This is a genomic window from Streptomyces griseicoloratus, assembly GCF_014534645.1.
GTDB classification, from domain to species: Bacteria; Actinomycetota; Actinomycetes; order Streptomycetales; family Streptomycetaceae; genus Streptomyces; species Streptomyces griseicoloratus.
Genome location: NZ_JACVQF010000190.1, coordinates 45536 through 61278 on the forward strand (window position 1 = coordinate 45536; position 15743 = coordinate 61278).

Sequence of the window (15743 nt, forward strand, 5' to 3'; positions counted from 1 at the left end):
CTCAGCGGCAGTTGTCCGCCGCCTCGATCAGCCGGGCGGCCTCGCCCAGCGCGGCCCGCAGCACGACCGGGTCGGTCGCAGGGTCCGCCTCCCCCGGCGGCAGCAGCCAGTCCGAGCCCTCCACCGGGGGTTCGGGGTTCAGGTCCAGCCCCCGGCCGTCGGTCCCGGTGCACGTGCTCCCCGGCACGTCCCACGCGGCGGCCGTCCCCGGCGGCACCAGGAAGCCCAGGGTGTCGCAGCCGTCGTCGTGGAGTACCGGGCCCACCGCCTCGCCGGCCCCCCGTCTGAGGATGTCGACGGCCTCCAGCCCCTGCCGGGTCGGCACGGTGACGACGTCACAGGCGCTGCACGGCTCGCTGATCCGGCTGATCTCCATCCCGGCCTCCACCACGGAACCCTCCTTGGACGAGCGGTCGGGAGTCGGGGGCCTCCCGGTCCATCGGGTTCAACGCGTCGGACCGTCAACGGCTACGGCACAAGTGCGCCGCAAAGGATGGCACTTCATGGCAGATCGTGGATGAGATATCCGGTTTGTAGCCAAACACCGCGTGGCGGGACCGTCACAGCAGGTACGTTCTTGCCCGCCGGAAACAGGGCGACGAACGGAACGGATCCGTACAACTCGCCCCGGCTCCGGCATGGTTCGACGGTTCGCACGAGAGGACCCGGCCATGGCGTCGTCAACGGTGACCTCCGCCCAGCCCGACCGGCCACAGCAGCCGAACCTCGCCTTCCGGCAGTTGCGCGGCCGGCGCTCGCCCGCCGAGTTCGCGGCCGCGGTCCGCCGGGCCGCCCGCGAGATCGGTGAGCAGGTCAGCTGTGATGCGCGTTACGTCGGCCGGGTCGAGGCGGGTGAGATCCGCTGCCCCAACTACGCGTACGAACGGGTGTTCCTGCACATGTTCCCCGGCCGCACGCTCACCGACCTCGGGTTCGCGCCCCGTTCGTCCGTACGCGGACGGCGGACGCGTGCCGCCGGGGAAGGGCTCGCGGCACATCCCGGCGGGCCGCCGCCCACCGGCGGTGAGACGGAGGGGCCGGGCGAGCCGTATGACACGCACGACAGGCACGACACGCACGACACGTTCGACCCACAGGACCCGCACCACCCGTACGACACGCACCACAACCACGAGGAGAGCGACGTGCTGCGTCGCGCATTCATGACCGGCGGCGCCACGGTGGCCGCCGTCTCGCTGGGCCCCCTGGGGCTCGCCCTCGACGCCGCGGCGGCTCAGCGCCCCGTGCGGCGCGCCGGGACGAGCGACGCGGGCGCCCTCGAGGAAGCCGTCCGCCGGATCCGGCTGCTCGACGACCGGCACGGCGCCGACGGCCTCTACCGGCGTGCGGCGGCCCCGCTGCGCGCCGCGTACGCGCTGCTGGACGCCGGTGCGACCCGGCAGGCGACGGCGGACCGGCTCTATTCGGGCGCCGGTGAACTGGCGATCTCCGTGGGCTGGCTGGCCCACGACTCCGGGCGGTTCGACGACGCCCGCTCCCACTACGCCGAGGCCCTCGCCACCGCCCGGATGACCGGGGACCCGGGCCTGGAGGCGCACGCCTTCTGCAACACCGCGTTCCTCGCCCGCGACGCCGGCCGGCCCCGCGAGGCGGTCCGGGCGGCCCAGGCCGCACAGCGTGCCGCCCGCCCCCTGGGCTCGTCGCGTCTGGCCTCCCTGCTCGCCCTGCGCGAGGCGGGCGGCTGGGCCGGGCTCGCCGACCGCGTCGGCTGCGAGCAGGCGCTGACCCGGGCGCAGACCCTTTTCGAACGGGGCCCCTCGGACGCCGACCCGGAGTGGATGAGCTTCTACGGGGAGGCCGAGCTGGAGGCGCTGGAGGCGCAGTGCTGGTCGACGCTGGGCGACTGGCCGCGGGCGGCACGGCACGCACGGCGGGCGGCCGAACTGCAGGACCCCCACTTCACCCGGAACATCGCCCTGTACTCCGCCGAACTGGCGGACGACCTGGCCCGCGGCGGCCGCCCCGACGAGGCGGCGGCGGCGGGAATGCGGGTCCTGGACCTGCTGGACGAGGTCCAGTCGTCCCGGATCCACACGATGCTCGCGGGCACGGCCCGGGTACTGCTGCCACACCGACGGGCGTCAGGGGTATCGACGTTCCTGGAACGCCACGCATCACTCCCACGACCGACGTGACACACCTGCCGCGGCCGGCAGTCACGCCTGCGCAGCCGTCGGCAGTCGCGCCTGCGCCGCTGCGGGCAGTCGTGCCGCTGGGGCGGCACGGGTGGGCGCAGCGGCACCCCGCAACGCCGGGCCGCGCACCGCCCCCCGGCCCGCACGACAGTACGGCCACCCGCAACGCCGGGCGGCGTGCCCACCCCCGGCCCGCACCGACGCACGGCCACCCGCTACGCCGGGCCGCGCGCCGGCCAGAGCCGCCGCCGCGGACGTCAGCCCGCCAGGTGCCCCAGGTCGTTCCAGCTCTCGATCGCCGGTTCCCCGTAGGCCCACCCCAGGACCGACAGCGACGTCGGGTTCAGCCGTATCCGCGCCGCGAAGTCCAGCGGCAGCCCCAGCCACCGCGCACCGATCGACCGCAGGATGTGCCCGTGCGCGAAGACCAGCACGTCGCGGTCCGCCTCGCGCGCCCACGCCACGACCTCGTCGGCGCGCGCGGTGACGTCCGCCACGCTCTCGCCCCCGGGCACCCCGTCCCGCCAGATCAGCCAGCCGGGCCGGACGGCCTGGATCTCGGCCGGCTTCAGGCCCTCGTAGTCCCCGTAGTCCCACTCCATCAGCGTGTCCCAGGTGCCGGCACGCTCGCCGAAGCCCGCGAGTTCGCAGGTCTCCCGCGCGCGGGAGAGCGGGCTGGTGCGCACCTCGACGCCGGACAGGCCGTCCCACGGCGCCCGGTGCAGGCGCTCGCCGAGCAGCTTGGCGCCCCGGCGGCCCTCCTCCAGGAGCGGCACGTCGGTCCTGCCGGTGTGTCTGCCGGACAGCGACCACTCGGTCTGTCCGTGCCGGGCCAGCAGGATGCGCGGTGCCATGGAAGGGGCCTTTCCGGGAGGAATGTCAGGCGGAACCCCTTCATCATCGCGCACGCCGCGCAGGGGCAACCCGCGGGGCGATCCCGGCGTCTATCAGGGCCGGGGGCGCTCCAGGGAGCGCGTGAGCAAGCCGTAGAGTGACACGCCCGGCCCGACGGGGCGCGCGAGAACGAAGGGGGAGGGCGATCGGATGCCGCACACCGAGACACCGGGCACCGAGGCGGCCCCGACGACTCGGCTGCGCTGGTGGACCGAGCTGCCGCTGATCGTCCTGGTGTACGCCTGCTACTCGGCGGGCCGTCTCCTGGTGCGCGGCGACGTCTCGGACGCCGTCGACCACGGCCTGGCGATCCTGCGCATCGAGAAGGTGCTGCACCTCAACGCGGAGCACCCGCTCAACCGCCTCTTCACCCGCGAGCCCTGGCTCGGTGTGCCGGCCGACTTCTGGTACGCGTCGCTGCACTACGTGGTCACGCCCGCGATCCTGGTCTGGATCTTCCGGTCGCGCACCGTGCGCTACCGCGCCGCCCGCACCTGGCTGATGACGTCCACGTTCATCGGCCTGATCGGCTTCACCCTGCTGCCGACCTGTCCGCCCCGTCTGCTGGACGCGAGCCACGGGTTCGTCGACACGATGGCGTTCTACAGCTCGTACGGCTGGTGGGGCGGGGAGGCGAGCGCGCCGCGCGGCCTGGGCGGGATGACCAACCAGTACGCGGCCATGCCGAGCCTGCACGTGGGCTGGGCGCTGTGGTGCGGCGTGATGCTGTGGCGATACGGCGGCACGCGCACGGCGAAGACGGCCGGCGTGATCTATCCGCTGGTGACCACGATCGTGGTGATGGGCACCGCCAACCACTACTTCCTCGACGCGGTGGCCGGCGCGGCCGTGATGGCCGCGGGGCTGCTGCTGACGCCGTTCGTGCTGCGGAGCGCGGACCGGGCGCGGACCCGGCTCGCGGCGCGTTTCACACCGGTCGCGCAGGACTCCGGCGGCACCCGCGCCACGATTGTCAGTGGTGGATGCCAGACTTCCGCGGGTGAGCGAATTCCACGGCAGCGCGAGCAGCGGATCGGGGCAGGAGCCGAACCGGACGCCTCACCCACGGACGCGGGGGACGGCGCTCCGGCACCGGCTCGCTGAGCTGCGCGGCCCGGACGTACCGGCCAAGGCGCTGGACGCGCGGGCCCTGGCCGCCCTCGCCGCCAACCCCGGGTGCAGACGGCGCGCGATCCTCGACGGCGCCGGGGTGAACAAGGCGTCGCTGGCGACCGCGCTGGGCTCGCCGTCGGCCTTCGGGCAGTCCCAGTTCGCGTTCATGCGGGGCAACGCGTTCGAGGCACGGGTCAAGGCGGACGGCGGCGCCGAACTGCTGCGGCTCGTGCACGAGAAGCTGGACCGGGGCGCCGAGCCGCCCGAGCGGGCGCAGGTGCCCGACCTGACCGCGACCGGCCCGGAGGGGCGCGCGGCACGGACGTCGCTGGCCCTGCGGGAGGCCACGCGGGCGCCCGGCACCTGGACCCTGCTGGACCATCCGATGCTCGCCCTGGACGTCGCCGGCTCCCCCGCGTTCCTGGAGCCGGACGCGGTCGTCGTCCATCCGGACGGCAGCTGGACGGTCGTCGAGATCAAGTCCTTCCCGATGCTGGACGGCTCGGCGGACCCGGCGAAGGTGGGTGCCGCCGCGCGCCAGGCGGCGGTGTACGTACTGGCACTGGAACAGGTGGCCGCCCGGCTGGACCCGTCACCGCGCGTGCGCCACCGGATCCTCCTGGTCTGTCCCAAGGACTTCTCCAACCTGCCCACCGGCTCCGCCGTCGACGTGCGCAAGCAGCGTGCGGTGACCGGCCGCCAGCTGGCCCGCCTCACCCGTATCCAGGAGATCGCCGACGCCCTTCCCGAGGGCGTCTGCTTCTCCCCCGACCTGCCGGCCGACGAGCTGACGGCCGCGGTAGAGGCGGTGCCGGCGACGTACGCCCCCGAGTGCCTGTCCGCGTGCGAGCTGGCGTTCCACTGCCGCGCCCGGTCCCGCGAGGCCGGCGCGGTGACCTCCCTCGGCCGTCCGGTGCGCGCCGAGCTGGGCGGGCTGACGACCGTCGAGGACGTCCTGGCGGCGGCCCGCGGCGAGGCCGGCGACCCGGCCGACCCGGCGGTGGCGGCGCTGCGCAGGGCGGCGGCGCTCCGGGCGGAGGCGCTGGCGACGGCAGCGGCGACTGCGACTACGAGTGCGACCGCGACCGCGACTGCGACTGCGACCGCGACAACGGGCAGCGAGGTGGCCGGGTGTCGCTGATCACCACGCTCGCCCGGCTGGAGGCCGTACGCACCGGCCGTGCCCAGCCCGCCGCCACGGTCCGGCACCGGCACCTGTCCGACCGGCCGCTGGTGTTCGTGCCCCTCACCACCGCCGGTGAGGCCGGCGCCCCGCTCGGCGCGCTGGTCGGCACCGACCGGGACGCGCCGCGGCTGCTGGTCGTCCCGCAGCCCCGCGACCGCGATCTGCGGTTCGCGTTCCTGTCCGAGCTGGCCGACGTCGTGCTGCCGCACATCGAGGCGTACGCCGACGCGGTCGAGACGGCCGAGCGCACCGAGACCGACCCGGAGACCGGCAAGCGGGTCAAGGTCGAGGTCGACCTGTGCGCGGACGCGGCCCAGCTGATCGTGCCGAGCCGCGCCGGCGTCGAGTTCGTACGGCTGCTGGGCCGGTCCATGCGGTTCCGGCGGACGGCGGAGCAGGACCCGGAGGCCCCGCACCCGGCGCCGCCGAGGGTGCCGCTGCTCGGCCGCTGGCTGACCCACTACGGGGAGCGGGCGCGGGTTCCCGGTTCCTCCCTCCTCCTCGCCATGACCGACCTGCTGGGCCGGCACTGGGCGACGGGGCAGTCCACCCTGGAGGACCAGCACCTGGGAGCGCTGCTGGCGTGGATCGACCCGCCCGAGGGGGCGTCCGGCGCCGAGACCGCGCTGCGGGCCGAGCTGGCGCGCGACGCGGACGGCCAGCTCCTGTGCCCGCCGGCGGGTCCGGCCACCGATCCGGCGTTCGACAACAAGCTGCTGGCGCCCGCCATCGAGCGCTACGACCGCGCCCGCACGGCGCTCGCCGCCGCCGAGGACGGGCTGGAGGCCGACGAGCGGCTGGCCGCCCTCACCGCCGCCGAGCGGGAGATCCGCGCGCTGGTCGAGAGCCGGACGCGGCCCACCTGGGACGCGGTGTGGCGGGGCCTGGACCTGCTGCGGGAGCTGCCCGCCGGAGCCCATGCCGAGGAGCGGTGGACGCGCGACCGCTGGTCGTTCACCGGGCACCGCGACCGCATCCTGTCCGGCGAGCCCCCGCAGCCGCGCCGCGACGACGCGGTGACGGCGGCGAACAAACTGGCCACGCGCGAGCGCGAACAGGCCCGCCTGGATGCCCAGGAGGCCCTGGACGACCCGCTGGTGATGGCCGGGCGGCGGCTGGCCGGGGAGGCGTTCGCCGGCGAGGTCGTGGACGTGACCATGGCGTACAGCGAGGGCAAGCGGCCCAGCCCGCGGCCCCTGGTCACCGTCCGCACGGAGGACCGGCCGCACCTGGGCGACCGGGTCCGGGTGTACCGGTCGCTGGACGGCAGACCGCAGGCGGCCGAGTTCGCCGGGCAGGAGACCGAGGGCGTGTTCGTCCTGCGGATCGTCGACAAGATGGGCCGCGGCAAGGAGCCCGAGCCGGGATCCGTTCCGGAGAAGGGCGACCTGGTCTGCTTCACCCTCTTCGAGCACGAGCAGCGGGGCGGGGCCAAGCTACCCGACCCCGAGCAGACGCCGTGGACGCACGGCGGACCGCCCGGTGAGGCTGCCGCCGTGCCGGAGGCCGCCGATGCCCAGACGGAGGAGGACATCCTGTGACCGCCGAGGCCGTGACCGCCCCGCCGGAAGGCGCCTTCGACCCCGGTGCGGAGGCCGCCCGCGCCACCGCGGCGATCCTCCACGACACCCTGCACGGCGCCGAGCGCGGCGTCGTCGTCGACTCCCCGCCCGGCGCCGGCAAGTCCACGCTCGTGGTGCGGGCGGCGCTGGAACTGGCCGAGGCGGGCCGCCCCCTGATGGTCGTCGCGCAGACCAACGCCCAGGTCGACGACCTGGTCCTGCGTCTCGCCGAGAAGAACCCCGAGCTGCCGGTGGGCCGGCTGCACAGCAGTGACACCGACCCGTACGACAAGGCGCTGGACGACCTGCCGAACGTCCGCAAGTCCGCGAAGGCCGCCGACCTCGCCGGGCTGGCCGTCGTCCTGTCCACCGCCGCGAAGTGGGCGCACGTCAAGGTGGACGAGCCGTGGCGGCACGCGATCGTCGACGAGGCGTACCAGATGCGCTCCGACTCGCTGCTGGCCGTGGCCGGGCTGTTCGAGCGCGCGCTGTTCGTGGGCGACCCGGGTCAGCTGGACCCGTTCGCGATCGTCGGCAGCGAGCAGTGGGCGGGCCTGTCGTACGACCCCTCGGCCTCCGCCGTGACGACCCTCCTGGCCCACAACCCCGGCCTGCCGCAGCACCGTCTGCCGGTGTCGTGGCGCCTGCCGGCCTCGGCCGCGCCCCTGGTCTCGGACGCGTTCTACCCGTACACCCCGTTCCGCAGCGGCACGGACCACGGCGACCGGCGTCTGTCCTTCGCCGTCCCGTCCGACGGTTCGGGACCGGACCGCGTACTCGACGAGGCGGCGGCATCGGGCTGGGGCCTGCTGGAGCTGCCCGCGCGGCACACCCCGCGCACGGACCCGGAGGCGGTGCGCGCGGTGGCGACGGTGGTCCGACGCCTCCTCGACCGGGGCGGCGCGGCGACGTCCGAGCGCTCCCCCGACCCGGCTCCGCTGACCGCCGCCCGCATCGCCGTCGGCACGGCCCACCGCGACCAGGCGGCGGCGGTCCGTGCGGCGCTCGCCGACCTGGGGGTGACGGACGTGACGGTCGACACGGCCAACCGCCTCCAGGGCCGCGAGTACGACGTGACGGTCGTCCTCCACCCGCTCTCCGGCCGCCCCGACGCCACCGCCTTCCACCTGGAGACCGGCCGCCTGTGCGTCCTGGCCTCCCGGCACCGGCACGCGTGCATCGTGGTGTGCCGGGCGGGCGTGGGCGAACTGCTGGACGACTACCCGTCGACGGAACCCGTGCAGCTGGGCACGCTCGTGAAGTTCCCGGACGGCTGGGAGGCCAACCACGCGGTCCTCGCCCACCTGGCGGAACACCGGGTGCCCTGGCGCCCCTGACCTGCCCCTCCGGCACCCGCCCAACGGACGACCGGCCCGGCCCCCAACCCCCCGGACGGAGTCGGGCACGCCGCCGGAGGCGGCCAATGGTTACAGCCCCGGACGGCTGGGACGTAGCCCACGAGCGCCCAGATCGTTCATGCCGGATCGGGAATATTTCGGAGTCGGCATGGACGAGGCACGGTGTGCTCCGTAGCGTCGTCGGACAGGGCCTCAACCGGGGCCGGACGAGAGGGGGCACCCACCCAAGGAGACTGAGAACGTCGCTCGCTTCCTTCGCGGGGAGCCGAAGCCGGTGGACCACAACCCGCGATGGCATGAGCGCGTACAGGCTTCGTGGCATCGGGACGCTCCATCGGGCGAGTGCGGATCGTTCGCCAGCCACTGACGGACTACCAGCGGTACCAATTCAATTCACTTTGGGGAATTCCTGGAAACATAGAAGCCGGGGAAGACACCCGCATCCTGGACGTGGTGGAGGAGGTGGGCCACTCGCGGTCACGCCGAGCAGGAGTCTTACCATCGGGGCTGGCTCAAACCCTCCACTTACCCGGGTTAGCGGCTCAGCCGACCAGTACGCCGGTGACCGTGGTGGCCGGGACGGTGTCATCGACGGCAGAGCGGTGTTCGGCGGCAGGTGAGGCCACCGCCGGGCTGTCCTCACGCTCCGCGTCGGTCGAGCAAGTTGCACAGAGCACCGGCGTCGCGCCCAGTTCGCACCAGCCGTACTTCCCCGCGGTTGCCCTCCCTGGCCAGCGGCTGGCCAGCACCACAGGTCGGCGCAGGCCCGGACCGGCGCCAACCCCCGCCCGTCCTCGCGCTCCACGGCCCGGTCGAACGACTGCGGAGGCTCCGGCGGTGACGGGTCCGCGTCCCACGCTCCGATCGCAGTACACCCGCAGGGCGGAGGGCCCTTTGGTGTGCCGTACGGCGTTGCCGACCAGCTCCGCCGCCAGCAGTTCCGCGACGTCCACGAGGCGGATCAGGCTAGAGGGAGTAATCCCACGGATCGTTTTCAGGCATGCGAACTCCTAGATACGCGAAGTGGAGTTGAGAGTCCCGGAGAGACGGTGTCATTGCCGCGATGCCACAGCAGGACGAAGCGGTGCACTTCCGGCACCCCGGAGCTTCGAAGGGTGTGCGCCTCGTTACGCGCAGTAGGTCCACGCCGCGCCCGCCCGGCGCGCAGGCGGGTTCTTGCCAGGTGAACCGGGCCGCGAGCCCGCCCATGACCACCTCGAAACCCTGACGTGCCGGTTTGGCGCCGCGCCAATGGCTCGCGGCGACCAGGGCCTCCGCCACCCGACGGACCTGGCGCACGGTCTTCGCGGCATCATCCTCAGGCGAGGCAGCGGACCGCTCGCCTCTGAGCACAGGTGCTCATGCGCTTGGACGGGCCTGATGTCGAGTGGGGTCACTCGATGAACCTGGGCACGCACCTCCAGGTGCGCCCGCCAGCACCGCCCGGCCCGGCCAGGGACCAGTTGCTCTGAGTACTGGTACTCAGACGCCGTGGTGGCTGATACGGATGGGTCCTGCGGTAGGGAGTTGTAGCGTCCCCCTCGATCAGCGCAGCGCAGCGGTTGCACGTTCACCTCCCTTGGCGGCGTGCGACGCGACATGGGGAGGGGGAAGTCACGCATGGCCTGGGAGGAATGGGAGCGGCTCAAGTCCGCTGTGGCCGAACGGCACTCTGCGCAGATGCAGCTCAACCAGTTACCCGGCGACCAGGGCGCCAACAGCTCGAAGGGCCCCGGCGCTTCCGGCAGGCTCCGGTCCGACAAGAAGGCGTGGTCCAAGGCCGGCGAGGGTGTTGGCGATCTACGGGACAACATCGGCAAGGCACTGACGAAGTTAGGGGAAGGGCAAACAGGGCTCGGCAAAGGCTCCGGCTGTTCGACCGCGGTTGCCCAGAAAGGCGTGTACGACTCCTGGGAGCGCCGCGTGAAGGACATCGGCGAACTGTGCGACGGCCTCGCCGGCGTGCTGGAGAAGGCGGGCACCGACCAGCTGAGGACCGACGAGGCCATCAAGGCCGAGATCGCCCGGTTGAAGGTCGGCTCCGAGGACGCGTCCACCACCGGCGGCTCGGGCAAGGGCCGGTGATCCGCAGGCATGGACCTCAAAGCACTCCAGGCCCTCAACCCTTCCGAGTACGCAGACGCGGCTGACGGATACCGTGCGGTCAGTGACATGGCCGACGCGGCCACGGAGCGCGTCGACAAGCAGATCACCAAGGCCATGGAGAAGGCCAACGAAGGTGAGGCAGCGGATGCGGCACAGAAGAAGCTGAAGACGCTGTCGGAGAACTTCCACTACACCCAGGTCGAGTGCGGCCTGGTCAGCGGGGCGCTCAACGGCTTCTCGGCCGAGATCGCGGCTCCGAGACGCCGCCTGCTCGAAGCGCTGGACGACGCGAAGGCGTTGTCGTACACCGTGAACGCAGACGGCAGCGTCGTCTACCCTGCCGGTGGAGAGAACGCGCTGACCGGTGACGAGATCCCCGGTGGAACGATCAGCGGCAACACAGGCCGATACTCTCCCGGCCTCGGCCCGGACACCTCCGGCCTGCACAGCCCCAACCCTCACCGCGCGAAAGCCCAGGACATCGCGGACCGCATCGCCCATGCGGTACAGGAAGCCACGGAGATCGACGACCGGTACAGCAAGGCGCTGGATGAGCTCAAGGCGGCGCCGGGACTGGCAGTCAGCACCAAGACCTGGGCGGACGTGGCTGCGGATGCCGACACGGTCAGCTCGGCCGCGAGCCAGTACATTCGCGATCACATTCCCCTGGACAAGTCGCCCGCCGATCGCAACAAGTGGTGGGACAGCCTCAGCGACGAGGAGCGCGACGAGTACCGCAGAGCATTTCCGGAGATCATCGGCAACCTGGACGGTATTCCAGCTGTGGTACGTGATGAGGCGAACCGCGAGAATCTCGGGCTACTCATCGCGAAGCTGGAGGGCCAGCCAGACGAAAAGTCAAGGAGCATGCTGGAAGGCTTGAAGTCGATTGACTACCAGACGCGTCACCCGGATCCGAAATCTCCACCCATGTATCTACTGGGAATCGGTGACGAAGGCGGCGGCCGGGCCATCGTTAGCTACGGAAACCCTGATACATCAAAGAACGTTTCAGCTTACGTTCCCGGGTTGGGCACGTCTCTCGATTCCGATTTTGCCAAAAATGATCTCAAGAGGGCCCGCGACACGGCTAAAGAGGCTCAGTTCTATGACCCGTCTACCGCTTCAATCGTGTGGCTGGGATACGATGCCCCACAGTTACCCGCATCGGCTTTCGTGGACAATACTGACGTGATGTCCATGGATGACGCCAAGGCGGGCGCCACTTCTTATAGGGAGTTCATGGCGGGCGTGTCAGCCACGAACGAAAACCATGACCCGCACATCACAGCAATCGGCCATTCGTATGGGTCCCTGACTGTCGGCCAGGCGGCCCAGCAACAGGATGGGATCCCGGGAGCTGACGACATTGTTCTGGTGGGCAGCCCCGGCACCGGGGCTGCCCATGCTACGGATCTCAACGTCGGGAAGGGGCATGTCTTCGTAGGTGCAGCAGAGAACGACCCTGTGACCAAACTCCCCAACCACAATGAGGCTGGCGGGATACTTACAGGCATCGCGGGCGGCGGGTCCGCGGGTTTCGTCCTGGGCGGCGGGATGGCTGGCCCTCCCGGCGCTCTCGTCGGCGGTTTGTCGGGCGCTGTCTTGGGCGGGCTATCTGGGCACGCAGCGCAAGACGCCCAGACCGACCCCAACGAAATCTGGTTCGGAACCGACCCAGCCAGCAAGGAGTTCGGCGCCCAGCGCTTCCGGGTAGATGAGGGACCGAGACCTTTCATCGACGGTCAAGGACCGACGCCTGCTCATTCGAACTACTTCAACCCGGAGAAGGACAAGGAATCCGCCAACAATATTGCACTGATCGTGTCCGGAAATTCCGGTGATATTCAGTTGGAGCGACCTCGATGAGGAGTCCATGGGGAACACTTCTACTCGTTGCGTCAAGCGTCGCGGTGTTGGTCAGTTGCGGCGGGGCTCCTGACATCGCGAAGCAAGAAGCCAGGGAGAACCAAGGGGCGAGCATGGACATCACGATGCAGCAGGCTGCGGAACATGCGGACGCGATGCTGGATGCAACTCTGGGCGCAATCAAGCCGACCGTCCAGTGGACTCACAGCGGGACCTCTACAGGCAGTTGCGACGTTTCCCGCTCGCGCACCGTGATGACCGTCATCTCCAAGGAACGCCGCGGAAATTTCCTCGGGGTAGTACAACGCTTCTGGGAGAAGAGTGGGTACCGAATCAAGTCGGTGAACAAGAGTGAAAAGTTTCCTGCTATTTTCGCTCAATCGCCCGACGGATTCGGCATTTCTCTTGTTGTCGGCGGTGCGGGGCAGGTCGCCTTCGAGGTTGATTCCCCATGTGTCAAACCATCCGCTGTGGCTGATCCCACCACCCCGCCCAACGGTCCTGACTACGACTACCCCATCCCTCGCCCCAATGTTCGGTCCGACTTCTGGTCGTCAACCGCCCCCATTTCCTCCGCAGCACCAACAGCGTCGGCAAGCTGATGGTCCAGTGAACCGCCCCGGGTTCGACCGAGGCTGCGGCCTGCCGATCGATGCAGGTTCGAACCATCAAGCAGGAGGCAGGGAAGACCACGGGGCGTGTGCGGCCGTGAGGCCCACTTGCGTCGGCGCGGGACAATGGACGGTGGCCCACTCCACCGGGGGTGCCCCGCTCGCGGGGGAGGGTCATGCGCGACGTACGAGGAGGAGCAGACATGGCGGAGCCCACGCCGCGTCGGAACGAACCGCGGCTACGCCCCGCGCCCCTGCTGTTCGAGCCCGCGGAGGCGGCCGCCGATCCGGAGCACTTCTTCGACCTGGAGTCGATCGACGATCCCCGGACCCTGCTGGACCGGGCGACCGAGCTGACGCAGGCGTTCCGGGCGGCGGCGGACCGCGCGATGGAGTTCCAGGCGATGGCGGCGGCCCAGCTGGCCGATCCGCGGCGGTTCGACCGGCTGACCCCGGCCGACATCGCGGAGCGGGCCGAGTGGACCGAGGACTACGCCAAGCGGATGGTGGAGTTCGGGCAGGACCTCCTGCGCGGCGGCGACGCCCCGGGGCACGTCGACCCCGTGTAGACGCCGGATGGCATATGCCAGGCGGGCAAGATACTCGGTGACCCCCTCCCCTGTCCCGGTTTCCCGCAACCCGGCGGGACCGCGCGCTCACGCCCGGTAGCTGTGGAGGCATGAGCAGCACACCGAACGTCTCGGACGTCACCTCGGACGGCGCCGCCTGGCTGGCCTCGGCCGGCGCGTACCCGCGCAGCACGCTCGCCCTCTGGGAGGAGCGGCCGCAGGCCCCGGTCGTCCTGCCCTGCGGTTCCGTGTTCGACGTGGTGAGCGCCCCCGCGATGTTCGGGCGCCGGATGCTGGACCGGATGTGGTCCGAGGGCCCGGGTTCGGGGCCGGTGGCCGAGTTCCGGGGGCGGATGCTGCTGTTCACGGCGCCGGGCACGGCCCAGCGGCTGCCCTCCTTGCTGGAGTGGGAGGAGTGGGGCGCGGGCGGCCGGGAGGGCGGCCGTACGGACGCGGTCCCGCCGCTGCTGTGCCACGGCACGGGCGACGCGGTGACCGTCCCGGCCCTCGTCGGCGCGCCGGACCGCTCCGGGTCCCGCTGGCTGGTCGCCCCGGACACCCGCCGGCCGTGGCTGCCCGGTGCCGAGATCCTGCTGTGGGCGGCCGTGCGGGCGGCCAGGGCGGCGGTGCGGATATCGATTTCTCGTCCCGCGGACCAGGGTGCTAATGTCTACGACGTCAGCAGGCGCCGCTAGCTCAGTTGGTTAGAGCAGCTGACTCTTAATCAGCGGGTCCGGGGTTCGAGTCCCTGGCGGCGCACAGTGATGACGGCGAGGCCGGTTCGCGCAAAGCGAACCGGCCTCGCCGTCATTGGTTTCCAGGGCAGGCTGCCTCACCCCGGTGTGATCTGCACCGTCCACGCCCCCGACACCGTCCGCCCCTCCACCTCGACCCGCACGCCCTCCCCGGGCACCGTGAAGTTCTCACCGAGGGCCACCGGCGCGTCGGCGAGCGGCGGATAGACCGAGTCCCCCCAGCATGCCTCGGTGCCCGGGTGGGCGTCGACCACCTCGATCGGCCCGTTCCCGGACTCCGCCCCGCTGCGCACCCGGTACACCAGCACCCCCGCACGGCAGGCGGCGGCGTCGTTGCCGACCGGCCCCCGCGCCTCGAAGGCGATCACGCGGTCGGCCCCCACGCGCACCACCGCCAGCTTGGTGCCCCGGCCCAGGCCGAAGGCGGGCGCCCCGGCGGCGCCCGTCACCTCCACCCCCGGCCCCGCCCCCAGCGGCTCCAGCGTCAGCCGCGTCGGCCCGGTCCCCCGTACGCAGGCCACCTGCCGGGGCCGGAGCCAGCCCAGCTTCCACTTGTGCCAGCCGAACAGGTCCGGGGCCAGTCCGAACTGGCTGCCCATGAGGTCCCAGTCGCCGACGTGGGTGTCCCAGTCGCCCTTCCCGTCGACGGGCCGGTGGTACAGGTCGGGCAGGTCGAAGACGTGCCCGGTCTCGTGGGCCAGGACCAGCCGGTCCGGCGGATGTTTCTCGAACACCGTGACGATCCGCCGGATGCGGGTGCCGTCGGCCCGCAGCGGGGTGTCCAGATTGACGACCTTGGTGGCGTCGGAGTCCACGCCGGGCGCGTCCGGGTCGGCGACGAAGTAGACGACGTCGTAGCGGGAGAAGTCCACGTCCCCGTCCGCGGCGGCCAGCGCGTCGCGCAGGTAGGCGGACCGGTGCCGGGGACTCCAGTCGCGCTGTATGGCGTACGCCGTCGACGGCCGCGGCATGCGGATCCAGTGCCCGAGCGGGTGCGGGCGGAGGGTGAACCTGCCGTAGGAGGCGCGCTGGAAGAAGCGGGTGGTGGCCGGGAAGTGGTCGGCGGCCAGTTCCGCCGGCGTGGCCAGGGGCCGGGAGTCCGGGAAGGACAGGAACACCATCACCGCGTCGAGCTCGCGGGAGGGCCGCGGATAGGCGGCGTTCCAGGTGTCCACGCCCTCGGAGTGGTGCGCCCGGGTCCGCTCCAGCGCGCAGGGCTCCGGGGAGAACGGCTCGGCGGCCGACGGCACGCCCACCAGGGAGGTCGCGGCCAGCGCCGACATGATGGTGCACACCGCCGCCGTACTGCGCAGCCGGGGCCGGGCCGCCCCCGCCGCCCGGCGGCCGGCGCCGAGCCCCTCGAGGGCCTCCCGGGGAAGTCGCCCGGGCGGGAACTGGCGCGGCACAGGGACCTCCGTGTGCGGTTCTCGGGACACCGCACCCAGCTTGGGCATATTTGTCGTACTTCGCCCTGTTCGTCTGCACCGGATGGGTGAGCCGCACGAAATTCCGCCGGATCCGGCACCGCCGGACCACTCACGGAACGTCACAACTGGTCGGGGGC

The 15743-nt window shown here is 71.8% G+C and carries 13 protein-coding genes, 1 tRNA gene and 2 pseudogenes; 12 read left to right on the plus strand and 4 right to left on the minus strand.

The features are described 5' to 3' along the window. Position 1: 1 nt before the first annotated feature. Positions 2-391 (minus strand): hypothetical protein, encoded by a 390-nt coding sequence (locus H0H10_RS16260; protein ID WP_309141814.1) that lies wholly within the window; start codon positions 389-391, stop codon positions 2-4. A gap of 280 nt (positions 392-671) precedes the next feature. On the opposite strand from H0H10_RS16260, the gene H0H10_RS16265 reads away from it, so the two are divergent. Then, positions 672-2156, plus strand: a complete 1485-nt coding sequence (locus tag H0H10_RS16265) for an NsdA family TPR-like regulatory protein (protein ID WP_188181680.1) — start codon at positions 672-674, stop codon at positions 2154-2156. A gap of 257 nt (positions 2157-2413) precedes the next feature. On the opposite strand, the gene H0H10_RS16270 is transcribed toward H0H10_RS16265, so the two are convergent. Next, the gene (locus tag H0H10_RS16270; protein ID WP_188181681.1) at positions 2414-3010 is read right to left on the minus strand and encodes a histidine phosphatase family protein; all 597 of its coding nucleotides are present in this window, start codon (positions 3008-3010) and stop codon (positions 2414-2416) included. 190 nt (positions 3011-3200) lie between these two features. On the opposite strand from H0H10_RS16270, the gene H0H10_RS16275 reads away from it, so the two are divergent. From H0H10_RS16275 to H0H10_RS39960, 5 genes and pseudogenes are all read left to right on the plus strand, one after another. Next, entirely contained in the window at positions 3201-4154 is a 954-nt protein-coding gene (locus tag H0H10_RS16275; RefSeq protein WP_188181682.1) for a phosphatase PAP2 family protein, read from the plus strand. Then, entirely contained in the window at positions 4051-5304 is a 1254-nt protein-coding gene (locus H0H10_RS16280; RefSeq protein WP_188181683.1) for a hypothetical protein, read from the plus strand. Before H0H10_RS16275 ends, H0H10_RS16280 begins: the two co-directional genes overlap by 104 nt. Continuing rightward, positions 5295-6890 (plus strand): amino acid adenylation domain-containing protein, encoded by a 1596-nt coding sequence (locus H0H10_RS16285; RefSeq protein ID WP_188181684.1) that lies wholly within the window; start codon positions 5295-5297, stop codon positions 6888-6890. Before H0H10_RS16280 ends, H0H10_RS16285 begins: the two co-directional genes overlap by 10 nt. After that, positions 6887-8248, plus strand: coding sequence for an AAA domain-containing protein (locus tag H0H10_RS16290; protein WP_188181685.1), 1362 nt, complete (start codon positions 6887-6889; stop codon positions 8246-8248). Before H0H10_RS16285 ends, H0H10_RS16290 begins: the two co-directional genes overlap by 4 nt. 244 nt (positions 8249-8492) lie before the next feature. Continuing rightward, positions 8493-8731 (plus strand): annotated as a pseudogene (locus H0H10_RS39960) (DUF6879 family protein); the annotation flags it as partial. A 221-nt stretch (positions 8732-8952) separates the two neighbouring features. Here H0H10_RS39960 and H0H10_RS39965 read toward each other — a convergent pair. Then, positions 8953-9249: pseudogene (locus tag H0H10_RS39965) on the minus strand (ATP-binding protein); the annotation flags it as partial. Positions 9250-9889: 640 nt separating this feature from the next. Between H0H10_RS39965 and H0H10_RS16295 the strand changes: the two are divergent. From H0H10_RS16295 to H0H10_RS16320, 6 genes are all read left to right on the plus strand, one after another. Next, complete coding sequence (locus H0H10_RS16295) at positions 9890-10354, plus strand: hypothetical protein (RefSeq protein ID WP_188181686.1); 465 nt, start codon at positions 9890-9892, stop codon at positions 10352-10354. Positions 10355-10363: 9 nt separating this feature from the next. Further along, the gene (locus tag H0H10_RS16300) at positions 10364-12244 is read left to right on the plus strand and encodes an alpha/beta hydrolase (RefSeq protein WP_188181687.1); all 1881 of its coding nucleotides are present in this window, start codon (positions 10364-10366) and stop codon (positions 12242-12244) included. A gap of 113 nt (positions 12245-12357) precedes the next feature. Beyond that, entirely contained in the window at positions 12358-12846 is a 489-nt protein-coding gene (locus H0H10_RS16305) for a hypothetical protein (RefSeq protein ID WP_188181688.1), read from the plus strand. Between the two features lie 212 nt (positions 12847-13058). Beyond that, positions 13059-13424: a DUF8844 domain-containing protein gene (locus tag H0H10_RS16310; RefSeq protein WP_188181689.1), complete on the plus strand. Its 366-nt coding sequence runs from the start codon at positions 13059-13061 to the stop codon at positions 13422-13424. A gap of 110 nt (positions 13425-13534) precedes the next feature. Continuing rightward, positions 13535-14119, plus strand: a complete 585-nt coding sequence (locus H0H10_RS16315) for a bifunctional DNA primase/polymerase (protein WP_188181690.1) — start codon at positions 13535-13537, stop codon at positions 14117-14119. Beyond that, a tRNA-Lys gene (locus tag H0H10_RS16320) sits at positions 14110-14183 on the plus strand. The genes H0H10_RS16315 and H0H10_RS16320 overlap by 10 nt, the downstream gene beginning before the upstream one ends. Before the next feature lie 73 nt (positions 14184-14256). On the opposite strand, the gene H0H10_RS16325 is transcribed toward H0H10_RS16320, so the two are convergent. Further along, positions 14257-15633, minus strand: a complete 1377-nt coding sequence (locus tag H0H10_RS16325) for a M6 family metalloprotease domain-containing protein (RefSeq protein WP_188181691.1) — start codon at positions 15631-15633, stop codon at positions 14257-14259. Positions 15634-15743: the final 110 nt, after the last annotated feature.

Bases quoted from the DNA above. Each gene is read 5' to 3' on its own strand.
- H0H10_RS16265 (WP_188181680.1), top strand. From the start codon at position 672: ATGGCGTCGTCAACGGTGACCTCCGCCCAGCCCGACCGGCCACAGCAG.
- H0H10_RS16270 (WP_188181681.1), bottom strand. From the start codon at position 3,010: ATGGCACCGCGCATCCTGCTGGCCCGGCACGGACAGACCGAGTGGTCG.
- H0H10_RS16275 (WP_188181682.1), top strand. From the start codon at position 3,201: ATGCCGCACACCGAGACACCGGGCACCGAGGCGGCCCCGACGACTCGG.
- H0H10_RS16295 (WP_188181686.1), top strand. From the start codon at position 9,890: ATGGCCTGGGAGGAATGGGAGCGGCTCAAGTCCGCTGTGGCCGAACGG.
- H0H10_RS16300 (WP_188181687.1), top strand. From the start codon at position 10,364: ATGGACCTCAAAGCACTCCAGGCCCTCAACCCTTCCGAGTACGCAGAC.
- H0H10_RS16305 (WP_188181688.1), top strand. From the start codon at position 12,358: ATGGACATCACGATGCAGCAGGCTGCGGAACATGCGGACGCGATGCTG.
- H0H10_RS16310 (WP_188181689.1), top strand. From the start codon at position 13,059: ATGGCGGAGCCCACGCCGCGTCGGAACGAACCGCGGCTACGCCCCGCG.
- H0H10_RS16315 (WP_188181690.1), top strand. From the start codon at position 13,535: ATGAGCAGCACACCGAACGTCTCGGACGTCACCTCGGACGGCGCCGCC.
- H0H10_RS16325 (WP_188181691.1), bottom strand. From the start codon at position 15,633: ATGCCCAAGCTGGGTGCGGTGTCCCGAGAACCGCACACGGAGGTCCCT.